General features: G+C 47.1%; 10 protein-coding genes. 8 read left to right on the top strand and 2 right to left on the bottom strand.

Translation table 11 applies throughout. From position 1 onward, the window contains the following. Window positions 1-248 precede the first annotated feature (248 nt). Window positions 249-818, top strand: a complete 570-nt coding sequence (locus INQ51_RS01790) for a DUF5362 family protein (protein ID WP_233376188.1) — start codon at window positions 249-251, stop codon at window positions 816-818. A 22-nt stretch (window positions 819-840) separates the two neighbouring features. Here INQ51_RS01790 and INQ51_RS01785 read toward each other — a convergent pair whose 3' ends face one another. Further along, on the bottom strand, window positions 841-2,169 hold the full coding sequence (locus tag INQ51_RS01785; RefSeq protein WP_233376187.1) for a saccharopine dehydrogenase C-terminal domain-containing protein: 1,329 nt from the start codon (window positions 2,167-2,169) through the stop codon (window positions 841-843). A gap of 453 nt (window positions 2,170-2,622) precedes the next feature. On the opposite strand from INQ51_RS01785, the gene INQ51_RS01780 reads away from it, so the two are divergent. From INQ51_RS01780 to INQ51_RS01750, 7 genes are all read left to right on the top strand, one after another. Next, window positions 2,623-4,209: a hypothetical protein gene (locus tag INQ51_RS01780; RefSeq protein WP_233376186.1), complete on the top strand. Its 1,587-nt coding sequence runs from the start codon at window positions 2,623-2,625 to the stop codon at window positions 4,207-4,209. Further along, entirely contained in the window at window positions 4,199-4,915 is a 717-nt protein-coding gene (locus INQ51_RS01775; RefSeq protein ID WP_233376185.1) for a 3-oxoacid CoA-transferase subunit A, read from the top strand. Before INQ51_RS01780 ends, INQ51_RS01775 begins: the two co-directional genes overlap by 11 nt. Beyond that, complete coding sequence (locus tag INQ51_RS01770) at window positions 4,906-5,592, top strand: 3-oxoacid CoA-transferase subunit B (protein WP_233376184.1); 687 nt, start codon at window positions 4,906-4,908, stop codon at window positions 5,590-5,592. Before INQ51_RS01775 ends, INQ51_RS01770 begins: the two co-directional genes overlap by 10 nt. Continuing rightward, entirely contained in the window at window positions 5,576-6,910 is a 1,335-nt protein-coding gene (locus INQ51_RS01765; protein WP_233376183.1) for an aspartate aminotransferase family protein, read from the top strand. Before INQ51_RS01770 ends, INQ51_RS01765 begins: the two co-directional genes overlap by 17 nt. 66 nt (window positions 6,911-6,976) lie before the next feature. Continuing rightward, window positions 6,977-8,179, top strand: coding sequence for a 3-oxoadipyl-CoA thiolase (pcaF, locus tag INQ51_RS01760; protein WP_233376182.1), 1,203 nt, complete (start codon window positions 6,977-6,979; stop codon window positions 8,177-8,179). Window positions 8,180-8,352: 173 nt separating this feature from the next. Continuing rightward, window positions 8,353-9,900 (top strand): aldehyde dehydrogenase family protein, encoded by a 1,548-nt coding sequence (locus INQ51_RS01755; RefSeq protein ID WP_233376181.1) that lies wholly within the window; start codon window positions 8,353-8,355, stop codon window positions 9,898-9,900. A 365-nt stretch (window positions 9,901-10,265) separates the two neighbouring features. Then, complete coding sequence (locus INQ51_RS01750) at window positions 10,266-11,615, top strand: saccharopine dehydrogenase C-terminal domain-containing protein (protein ID WP_233376180.1); 1,350 nt, start codon at window positions 10,266-10,268, stop codon at window positions 11,613-11,615. Here INQ51_RS01750 and INQ51_RS01745 read toward each other — a convergent pair. After that, on the bottom strand, window positions 11,612-12,412 hold the full coding sequence (locus INQ51_RS01745) for an endonuclease/exonuclease/phosphatase family protein (protein ID WP_233376179.1): 801 nt from the start codon (window positions 12,410-12,412) through the stop codon (window positions 11,612-11,614). The genes INQ51_RS01750 and INQ51_RS01745 overlap by 4 nt on opposite strands. Window positions 12,413-12,481 lie beyond the last annotated feature (69 nt).

Below are 12,481 nucleotides of genomic sequence, written 5' to 3'. Positions count from 1 at the left end.
CTGATTTCAGGAGCGATAGTGAACTGAAATTATAAAGTCGAACTCCTGCCCGTCCGGCAGGCGGGGATCCCGATGCACAGCCATCGGGATCTAATGGGTTATATTCCCCACACCTTGGTGCGAATAAAATAATGATTATCCAATGTTATACCTCGTCAACTTGCTGCGAGGAGTTTTATTTACCCGCTTTCCGCAGATACTTTACAATAAATGTTACATTTAAACCTGAATTGAAAAAACACGCATCGATGAACACAGAAAATCAAGAATCAATGGCTCCGCAAAGCGAAGACCAGAATCACGAAAATCTGGAACAACAAATTCTTCCAACGGAAAGTGAACAGGCAAAACCAGCCGTGAAAAACCTGGAAATTACAGGTGATATAAACGCGCACCTGACAGAAGCCGGGAAATGGGGTAGTTTCTTATCCATCCTGGGCTTTGTATTTGTGGGTCTGATTGTGATGGTCGGATTTGTGGTGAGTATCGTTTTTGCGTTTTTGCCGTCGGCGGCTTTAGGAGGCAGTCCGGATTTTCCGTTTCCTACTTTTCTGTTTGGATTGATTTACGTGGTGATGGGGGCTCTTTATTTTTTGCCGCTTCTTTACCTGTTCCGGTTTTCATCGCGGATTAAACAGGCACTAAAGTACCAAAGCCAGGAAAAACTGTCTTCGGCATTTCAGAACCTGAAAGCGCACTATCGTTTTATCGGTATCTTAATGATTGTTGTTCTGGCGCTCTACGTGCTTATGTTTATTGTTATGATATTTGCGGGCTTATTTGCCGGTATGGCCGGTTTTTTAGGAATGCCGGCATAATCATTTCTGTTTTCCGGGTAATTTACAACATCTCGTTTTCGGGTAATCCCCATTCTTCTTTCATGGTAATTCCGAGCTTTTGCAGTTCGTCAAGGACCGGCTCGTAAATGGTTTTTGAAATGGGAATGTGTACGCCCGTTTCGCTGAATTTCCCTTCCAGAATCATTTTGGCAGCAATGCCTGCCGGAAGTCCTACCGTTCGGGCAATGGATGTGTCTTCTGCCGTGGCAAAGTCAAGAAGGCGCGATTTGATCACCTGCCTGCTTCCATCGGCGTTTTCAACCAGGAATGCATGCAGCATAATTACCATATCGCGGGCTCCTTGCGGCAGCATCATTTTTTTGAGCATTCGATCCGTGGTTAAATCAAACGGCGATCCTTCATTTATTTTTACCAGGTCATCGCTAAATAGTCCCAGCCATTCCATCGCAACAATTGCCGGACTATTGATGGAAAGATTCAGGCGTTCTGCTACTTTTTCTTTCATATTTGCAGGATAAACATCAAGTTCGCGTGCCATTGCTTTTTTGTATGTCTTTCCGTCAAAACTTTTTCGGTCGTAGCTCAACATTCCCAGTATTTTTAAGGCATCCATAATCTCACACCAGTTTTTGTAGCGGAAAGTACCGCGGTACATAGTCTCGATATTTTTTAGCCCGTAAATGTCAATGTACGACAAGGAATCCCGGTTGGAGTACACTTCCATTTCACCCACCTCGGGGAAATCAATTTTCAGTGGCTGTTTAAACAGATCGTTCGATGAAACTTCCACAATAGTGCCGTTTCTTAGGTATTTAGCGCTGTTGTTGCCGGCCATGATCACTCCCCGTGGCGACCAGGTAAATTTATAATGAAAGGGATTATCCGCCTCCTCAGGGGCAGCTAGGGCTCCGCACAAGGAATAGAACCCCTTTACTTTTCCGCCCTCGGCACGCACTTTATCGATAATGCGCATGGCAGTCATATGGTCAAAGCCCGGATCAACCCCCATTTCATTTAAAAGAATAATACCGGCTTCTTTGGCGGCTTTATCCAGTGCTTTCATTTTTTCGGAAACATACGACGTGGTAAGCATGTTTTTCTGATGCTTCACACAGAGTTTTGCCACTGCCACATGGTAGGTGTAGGGAAGCAGGCTAACGACCAGGTCGTGGTCAGCAATCAGCAAACTTAGTGCTTGCATATCGTCAACTGTCCACGAAACAGCTTTCGCATTTCCGTGCCCGTTAATCAGTTTTAGGGCTTTTTCTACGGTTCGGGTGGCTATGGTAAGTTGAATCTGATGGTTCAAAAGATAATCGACCAGCGGTTTGGCAACCATTCCGGCTCCCAATAACAGAACTTTCTTCATTTTAATCTTGTAATCACGTAGTTAATACCAGCGGTGTTGCCGGTATTTCTCACGTGCAGTTGTTTATATAATATGCATTAAAGGTGGTGAAAATTTTTGGATTTGTATTTGGGTAGATGTTGTGAAATATGTTTGTTGTCAGAATTTGTGTCAATCACATTTGTTAACTTTAGGGCTATGGTACAATCGTATTATTGTCCGGTGTTTTTCTATCCCGGGATGCCAGAGTGTCTCGATGACGATTCGGTTTCACATTAGCTGCAGCCGCAGCTACTACATTTATTCTGCTTTAATCAACTTCCGGTTTTTGAATACCGGTGTCATTTCCTGATAGTTTCTGATTGATTCATGAACGGGATCGCCGGAATTCGGTAACCGGGGTTTACATAACCTGCGGGTGGTAGTCACCTGCCATTATTCAGCATATAAATCTTAATCGGAACTTAAATCTGTATGAACTCAAAAGAAATTAAAACAAAGGTCGATCTTTCTGATATTCAGCAAATGGTGAAACGGTATCACCTCGGGGCGGAAGCGGTTCGCACCATCAACAATGAAAATCTCCTGCCTCCCGGATTAATTCAGAGGTTACACAATAATTACCCGAAATATTCCGGGTTCTTTTACGAAGACGATGCCATTTTTAAGGACAAAGAGCATTATTCCGGTCTGAAAGGATTTCGCGAAATTGTTCAGACGCTAAAGGTGCACGGCATTGAACTGACGCATATTAAAGACCGGGAGTTTTTTATTGAAGTATATCGTTTTCTGGCAACGCGGTATGTGTTAAATACCATCGACTGGAAGAATTATGAGAGTGACTCCAATTACCAGCTGGTATTTCCGCAGCCGGGCATGATTCATCCCGATGAGGTGAAGAAATATGCCGATGCTCCTGATGAGGAGGCAAGAAAGCGGGTGGTGGAGGACTACATGCACAAGACCAATCCGCACGATGGGAAGCAAAAGCTGAATAAACCCTGGTATATTAACGACGAAGGCCACCTGGAAATTCTGGAGGGCAGTCAGCACAAATACCCGCCGGTAAAACTGATTTTGGACAAGACCACGCAAACCTGTTTTTCGTTTTGCACTTATTGCTTCCGGCATGCGCAGGTACGTGGCGACGAAGATATGTTTGTGCAGCGCGAGGTATCGCAGGTACACGAATACCTGAAACGCCACAAAGAAGTGAGCGACATTCTGATTACCGGCGGCGACGGCGGTTATATCCCTTACGAAAGATTGCTGGAATATGTCCAACCTTTGATCGACGATGCGGAGCTGAGGCACATTCGCACGGTGCGGATTGGTTCGCGGGCCATCAATTTTCATCCTGAATGGCTGTTGACCGATGCCTTTAAGCGGATTTTGGAATTGCTGCAAAAACTGACCGAAAACGGAATCCAGACGGTTTGGGTTGCTCACATTTCCACGCCTCACGATGTGATGAATCCCGCTTCTGTTGCAGCCGTCCGGCGTTTGAAAAAATACGGAGTGGCTGTAAAAAGCCAAAGCCCGATTATGAACCATATCAGCTTGTTTTACGACCAAAACGGGAAAGTTGACATCGATCGTTCGGCACAAAACTGGATCGATTTGGGGAATGTGCTGGCTATGCTGGGCATTGGTTTCCACTCGATGTACTGTGCGCGGCCAACCGGAGAACACCATTATTTTACTGCACCGCTGGCCGATATCTCGAAGATATTTAATAAAGTATACCGAAGTCTGGCTTCGATCAACAGGCCTTCGCGCTACATAACCATGACTTCTTCGGCCGGGAAAACCTCGTTGATGGGAACCGCCGAAATCAATGGTGAAAAGGTTTTTGCGCTTAAATTCAACGAAGCAAGGAACATGGAGTGGATGGATACAACTTTCTTCGCCAAATACGACGAACAGGAAAATACGATCGAAGAGTTGGTTCCGTATGGAAGCGACAGGTATTTCTACGAAGATGAACTGGTAAAAATTGAAGAGCAGCTTTCGAAAGCTTTGGAAAAGGAAATGAAATTGGCAGCAGATCATGATCAATAAAATCGTTGATTCGGCGGCAGAAGCCGTGGCGGACATTTTTGACGGGGCCACGGTAATGATCAGTGGATTTGGTGAAGCCGGTAGTCCGGTAGAACTGATTCACGCGTTGGTGGACCGGGGGGCAAAAAACCTTACCATTGTCAGCAATAATGCGGGGAGCGGGCATGTGGGACTTGCCGCTTTGATTGAAAACCGCCAGGTAAGCAAAATCATCTGTTCTTTCCCGCGAACAACCATTTCGGTGGTTTTTCCGGAAATGTACCGCCGCGGTGAAATCGAACTCGAACTGGTACCGCAGGGTACGCTGGCCGAACGTATTCGTGCAGGCGGTGCCGGAATTCCGGCTTTCTATACGCCTGCTTCGGTGAATACACCGCTCGCAGAGGGCAAGGAAGTAAAGACATTCAATGGACGCGATTATGTGCTGGAACATGCCATCAAAGCCGATTTTTCGCTGGTAAAATGCCATACGGCGGATAAATACGGAAACCTGGTTTACAACAAAACTGCCCGTAATTTTGGGCCGGTGATGTGCATGGCGGCGAAAACCACGATTGTTCAGGCACGTAATATAGTGGAGTTGGGAGAGATTGATCCCGAGTGTGTGGTCACTCCCGGCATTTTCGTGCACCGGGTTGTGGAAGTTGCAAATCCTGCCGACGAATCAAAACTGGTAGCCGAAGAAAGGAGGTATCCATGGACATAACAACGCAAAAAGTGGGGTGGAGCTCGTCAGAAATGGCTCAGAATGTAGCCCGCGATATTCACGACGGAGCCTATGTGAATCTTGGTATTGGAATGCCCGAAATGGTAGCCGGCTTTATTCCTGAAGGCCGGGAAGTAATTTATCACACCGAAAACGGATTGTTGGGAATGGGGGCGGTAGCCGCTCCGGGAACAGAAGATCCCGAATTGGTAAATGCAGGCAAAAAGTATGTCACTGTCATTCCGGGGGCTGCCTATTTTCATCATGCCGATAGTTTTGCGATGATCCGCGGCGGACACATTGATATTTGTGTGCTGGGTGCTTACCAGGTTTCGGCTGAAGGTGATCTGGCCAACTGGTCGACCGGTAACGCGGAGGATATTCCGGCAGTGGGTGGCGCGATGGACCTGGTGGCCGGTGTACCCTCTGTTTTTGTGATCACAAAGCACTGCACCAAATCGGGCGAGGCAAAAATTGTAAAAGAATGCAGCTACCCTTTAACGGGGAAAAAGGTGGTGAGCCGCATCTATACCGATCTGGCCATTATCGATGTTCTGAATGAAAAACTATTTGTCAGAGAGCTGGCACCGGGGGTAACATTTGAGACCTTGCAACAGCAAACCGGTGCTGAATTACATTTAACTCAACAAACCAAAACTCATGACGAAAAAAAGTAGTAGTGAAAAATTGTATAAGCAGGCACAAAAGGTTTTGGCTGGTGGTGTAAGCCGGAATACGGTTTACCACGAGCCTTTTCCTGATTATGCAAATGTAGCTTCGGGGTGCTACATTACCGACATTGAAGGAACTGCCCGGATTGATTTTGCCAACAACATGGCAGCGTTGATTCACGGGCATTCTTTCCCCCCGGTTATCGATGCCGTGATTGAACAGCTGAAAAAAGGAACAGCTTATACGCTGGCCTCCGAAATTGAAGTGGCTTATGCGAAACACATGATCAAAAGGGTGGAAAGCTTCGAGCGCATTCGTTTTGTAAATTCAGGAACCGAGGCGGTAATGGCCATGATAAAAGCCTCGCGGGCATTTACCGGGCGTTCAAAAATTGCCAAAGCCGAAGGAACCTATCACGGCACTTATGATTTTGCGGAAGTCAGTCAGACGGCCAATCCCACCAATTGGGGCGACATTAATCACCCGGCCAGTGTTTTGCTGGCCCACGGAACACCGAAAAGTGTATCGCGCGATGTGATCATTTTTCCCTACAACGATGTGGAGCGTACGCTTTCCATTCTCGACCGGCATGCCGATGAGATTGCCTGTGTGATCATCGATCCGGTTCCGCACCGCGTTGGATTGATGCGGGGAACCGACGAATTTATTGAAGCCGTTTACGCCTGGACGCGAAAAAACGATGCTTTGCTGGTGTTTGACGAGGTGATCACTTTCCGGGTAAATTATGGTGGAACCCAGGAAGATTATAAGGTAAAACCAGACCTTACTTCGCTCGGGAAAATTATCGGAGGCGGCTTTCCGGTGGGGGCAGTGGCCGGAAGGGCTGAGGTGATGAAGGTGTTTGATCCGCACGAAAAAAATCTGCTGTTGCCACATTCCGGAACTTTTTCTGCCAATCCGATCACTATGACTGCCGGCTACAAAGCCATGCAGTATTTCGACAGAAAAGCAGTAACAAAACTAAATGCGCTTACTCAAAAGGCAGTTGGTCAGATACGCGAAGCCATCCAGTTGGCCGATGTTCCCGTATCAGTAACAGGCGCCGGATCGATGTTCCGAATGCATTTAAAGGCGACTCCGCCCACCTCTTACCGCGAAGCTTATCTTTCAAAAGAAGCCGGTGCTTTGGTAAAGGAACTGCTGGATTACATGTATTACCAAGAAAAAATACTGATGATCAATACCTTTTCGTGCATGCTTTCAACGGTGATGACACAAAAGGAAATTGACCGCTTAACAGAAGGTTTGTTCCGGGCTTTTAAAGCCTTTAAACCAAGAATTGAAAAAGTGAATAACAGTTGATACAGGTTGTAACAAAAGAAACAAAGAGCTTAAAGCTCAAGGCTCGAAGCTCATAGCTAAAAGAATATGAAAGAAGTTTTTATATGCGATGCCATCCGAACTCCGGTGGGAAAATACGGAGGAGCCTTATCGTCGGTACGTGCTGACGATCTGGCGGCGATTCCTTTAAAAGCCATTTTAGAGCGAAATCCAAATCTGGATAAATCGGCCGTCGACGATGTGATTTTTGGATGTGCCAACCAGGCCGGGGAAGATAACCGCAACGTAGCGCGAATGGGACTTCTGCTGGCCGGATTTCCTGAAACCGTGCCCGGTGTAACAGTAAACCGCTTGTGTGGCTCCGGAATGGAAGCAATTGCTTTGGCGGCGCGTGCCATCCGGGCTGGCGAGGCAGAACTGGTGATAGCCGGCGGTGTGGAAAGCATGTCGCGCTCGCCTTTTGTGATGCCCAAACATACCAGTGCTTTTTCGCGGGAGGCCGAAATTTTTGATTCCACCATCGGCTGGCGTTTTGTCAACCCGGAATTTCAGAAACAATTTGGAACCGACGCGCTGATTTGTACGGCAGAAAACCTGGCGGATGAATACAAAATAAGCCGCGAAGACCAGGACCGCTTTGCGCATCACAGTCAGCAAAAAGCCGATAATGCACAAAAGAACGGTGCGCTGGCTCACGAGATTGTTCCGATTGTTATTCCACAGCGAAAAGGCGATCCCATAGTCGTGGATACAGACGAACATCCAAGGCTGACTTCGCCGGAAAAACTGGCTTCGTTAAAGCCGGTGATGCGGTCTGAAGGTACCGTAACTGCCGGAAATGCCTCGGGAATAAACGATGGTGCAGCAGCTTTGATCATTGCTTCAGCAGAAGCGGTTAAGCGTTTCAATCTGGTTCCGAAAGTGCGGATTTTGGGAGCGCAGTCGGCCGGAGTTCCTCCAAGGATCATGGGAATCGGACCCGTTCCTGCAACTGAGAAACTGTTCAGGCTTCTGGGAAAGTCGATGGAGCAAATGGATATCATTGAGCTGAATGAGGCATTTGCAGCGCAGTCACTGGCCTGTATTCGTCGGTGGGGACTGGATGATCTTGATCCGCGAATCAATCCGCTGGGAGGTGCCATCGCATTGGGGCATCCACTCGGTATGTCGGGTGCACGCCTGGTAACTACCGCATTTCATCAGCTGGAGCACAGCCGTTCAAAATACGCACTTTGTACCATGTGTATTGGCGTCGGGCAGGGGATTTCAATGGTCATCGAAAAAGTATAGTATAAATCGAAAAAGAACAATGAAGAATGCCTTTGGTGTTTACAATTTGACCCCTCTTAATCTCCCCGAAGGGGAGAAAGAGTCCTCTTTAGGGGAATGAGGGGGTGATTTTGGAACCAGGTATTAGTTGAGTCTTTGTAGAGAAAAAATCAATCAATCAAAAAATAGAAAAAATGACACAGGAAATAGATTTTAAAGCAGTATTACAGGAACTTGGAATTGAGTCGGTGAACCCGGGAGTTTGCACGGGAACAAAGTGGAAATCAACCACGGGTAAATTTATGGAGTCGTATTCGCCTTCTGACGGGAAACTGATTGCCGGTGTGCAACAATGCGGCATTGAAGATTACCAGGAAGTGATTGAAACCGCCAAAACGGCTTTTAAAAGCTGGCGAATGATTCCGGCACCCAAGCGGGGTGAGATTGTTAGGCAAATCGGGTTGGAACTTCGGAAATACAAAGAACCGCTTGGTAAACTGGTTTCGTACGAAATGGGGAAAATCTACCAGGAAGGTTTGGGCGAAGTGCAGGAAATGATCGACATCTGCGATTTTGCCGTGGGGCAATCGCGGCAGTTGTACGGTTTTACCATGCACTCAGAAAGAGCCCGGCACCGTATGTACGACCAGTACCATCCGCTGGGAGTGGTTGGAGTGGTTTCAGCCTTTAATTTCCCGGTAGCAGTGTGGGCGTGGAATGCCATGATTGCGCTGATAGCCGGTGATGTGGTAGTTTGGAAACCTTCGTCGAAAGTGTATTTGTGTGCGGTGGCTGTTCATAAAATTGTGGCCAACGTACTAAAAGAAAACGATGTTCCTGAAGGTGTACTGAGCCTGGTGGCTGCCGAGTCTAAAGTATTGGGCGATACGATGTTTTCTGACCGGAATATTCCGCTGGTTTCGTTTACCGGTTCTACACGGATCGGGCAGAAAGTCGGGCGTTTGGTGGGTGAGCGTCTGGGGCGTTCGATCCTGGAGCTGGGTGGAAACAATGCCATCATCATTACGCCGGATGCCGATATGGAAATGGCACTTCGGGCGGTGGTTTTTGGCGCCGTCGGAACTTGCGGGCAACGTTGTACCTCAACCCGGCGAATTATTTTGCACGAATCGGTTTATGAAGAGTTCAAACAAAAGCTGGTGGCTATTTATCAGAAACTGCCGATCGGTCATGCGCTGGATTCTAAAACGCTGGTTGGTCCGCTGGTGGATAAATATGCAGTGGCAGATTTCTGTAATTCGCTGGAACGGGTAACGGAAGAAGGCGGTAAAATTTTAACCGGCGGAGATGTGCTGAGTGGAGAAGGATATGAATCGGGATGCTTTGTAAAGCCTGCCATCGCTGAAGTGGAGAATCATTTTGCCATCGTACAGGAAGAAACGTTTGCTCCGCTTCTGTATCTGATAAAATATAAGGATTTAGAGGAAGCCATTCAGCTGCACAACGATGTGCCGCAGGGATTGTCTTCGGCCATTTTCTCCCGGAACATTCTGGAAACCGAGAAATTTCTGTCGCATGAAGGCTCTGACTGCGGAATTGCCAACGTGAACATTGGTACTTCGGGTGCCGAGATTGGTGGCGCATTTGGTGGCGAAAAAGACACCGGAGGTGGCCGTGAATCGGGGTCCGACGCTTGGAAAGCGTACATGCGCCGTCAAACTAACACCATTAATTACAGTACGGAACTTCCACTGGCACAAGGGATCGAGTTTAATGTTTAGAGTTCAGTGTTCAGCGTTCACAGTTTAGAGAACTGAGCAAAGAATTAAGAACCGATAGTGTTGTCATCCATGCGATCTGGAAAGGTGATGCTGTCTGGTGACTGACGGATTCAGCAATTATCTTTTGTCAGAGGAATGCGTCGGTAGTGTAAAAAGAAAGCCCTGAAAGGGTTCAAAAATAATAGCCCCGGGTTTTAACCCGGGGTTAGGTAAGCGAATGAAAATCGGCGCACCGGAAACTGCTGATCGAAGATCAGGCAATCTTGCGCCGAAATGCGTTGAAGTTGTTCAATGGAAAGAATAGTAAAAAACAGTTCGTCATAGTCTTACTTTAAGTGATGCTGTGACCAGGATATAATTGATTTATGAAGAACATTTTGATTTTCGGAGCCGGCAGATCCAGTATCTTTCTGCTCACTTATTTGGCTGAAAATGCATTAAAATACAGTTGGCGGGTTAAAGTTGCCGATACGCAGGAAAGCGATCTGGTGCAGTCGCTGGGACTGGCTTTTGCCTTGCTGGATGTGCACGATGAGTTTGCCCGCGATGCCGAAGTGAAAGAAGCCGACCTGGTGATTTCGCTGCTTCCCGCAAGGTTTCACAAATATGTGGCACAGTCGTGTGTGAAATTCTCAAAAAATCTGCTTACCGCATCCTACGAAACGGCAGAACTGAAAGCTTTTGAGGCTGAAGTGAATGAGAAGGGCCTGTTCTTTTTAAACGAGTGTGGGCTCGATCCCGGCCTCGATCACATGTCGGCCATGAAAATTATCAACCAGTTAAAAAACGACGGCTGTGTGATGGAGTGCTTCGAATCGTTCACCGGTGGTTTGGTGGCACCTGAATCGGACGATAACCCGTGGAATTATAAATTCAGCTGGAACCCGCGCAACGTGGTTTTGGCTGGACAGGGAGGCCCGGCCCGTTTTATTCAGAATGGAAAAATCAAATACATTCCTTACAACCGCTTGTTTCGGAGAACAGAAATGATTGATCTCGAAAAGTTCGGGATGTTTGAAGGTTATGCCAACCGCGATTCGCTGTATTACCTGCAAAAATACAACCTTCAGGGAATCCCGACTATTTATCGAGGAACACTCCGAAGACCCGGATTCAGCAAAGCCTGGAATGTTTTTGTTCAGCTGGGGGCTACCGATGATTCCTATTATCTCGAAAACGTCGAGAACATGACTTACCGGGAATTCATCAATTCCTTTTTACCTTATCATCCAACCGATTCGGTAGAACTGAAGCTTTTTCATTACCTGAATATTCCGCAGGATTCGGAGATCGTTTACAAGCTGAAATGGATGGGCATTTTTGATAAGACACCAATCGGGCTAAAAAAAGCGACACCCGCGCAGGTACTGGAACACATTCTGAAACAAAAGTGGCAGTTACAAGCCGACGACAAAGACATGATTGTGATGTGGCACAAGTTTGTCTATCGAAAAGAGCCTGACGGAGAGTTGTTCCGGAAAACAAGTTCGCTGGTGGTTACCGGTGAGAACGCCGACAAAACAGCCATGGCAAAAACGGTTGGCTTGCCGCTGGCGGTGGCGGCCAAGCTGGTTCTTACCGGGCAGCTGAACCTGAAAGGCATGTATATTCCCACCATCCCGGAAATCTACGATCCGATTCTGGCAGAGCTGGAGGACTTTGAAATCACTTTTCAGGAGGCTGAATCGCTGGAAACCGAACTTGTTTATTATTAGTTTTTCTTTAAGCGGAGAACCGAAAGTACAGCGCAGTGGTCCGATGCTATGGTGTCGCAAATCGCTCGGCTTTCAACGATTTCCCATTTTTGTGCCGGGCTGAACAGAATGTAGTCGATTTTTATTTCCGGTGCATCCGAAGGGAAGGTAAGAAAAGAAGTCTTTTGCGAACTGTCTGTCCAGTGCTTTTTCAGGATGGAAAGGGGCTCACTTTCAGGGGTGGCGTTTAAATCACCCGCCAGAATGGCTGGAAACCGGTCGTTTGCAAATACAGCATTGATCTTTTTTACCTGATCGATACGGTCGGTGCTGTTTTCCTGGTGTTCGAGGTGGGTGGCTATAAAACGAATGGTATCGCCCGACGCCAATTGAATCAAAACTGAAAGCGCTGCCCGTGGTTCGTTGCCCGGAGAATGGGGAAGTGCCACGTTTTTGCTTTCCAGTATCGGTGTCTTAGTCAGAATACCTTCGCCGTAAGCTCCTCCGTTGTATGGCATGGCGATCCCAAAAAGAGGCGACATTTTGGTGCGCCATCCAAGTTCTGTAACCAAATCATATCCTTTGGCCCGTTGGGTCTTAAAGTCCACTTCCTGCAGGGCTACAATGTCTGCATCGGCGTCTTTTATAAGAGCAGCCAGCTTATCCAAATCAAAATCTCCTTGGGTGGTAGCGCCGTGTAAAATGTTAAAAGTCAATACGCGGACAGTGTTGTCCTTTTGTCCATAATTCTGTGAATAGCCTGAAAAGCCAAGCAATACAAAAATCGCAATAACGGTTGTAACGGTAAATGTTCTCAAAACTTCCAATTTTTAGTGAGTTCCAAAAGTAGTGAATTCATTTTCATATTCCTTTTTTCGATTAACTTT

Source organism: Maribellus sp. CM-23 (assembly GCF_021354595.1).
GTDB lineage: Bacteria > Bacteroidota > Bacteroidia > Bacteroidales > Prolixibacteraceae > Draconibacterium.
This window is presented reverse-complemented; position numbering and strand designations above follow the sequence as displayed.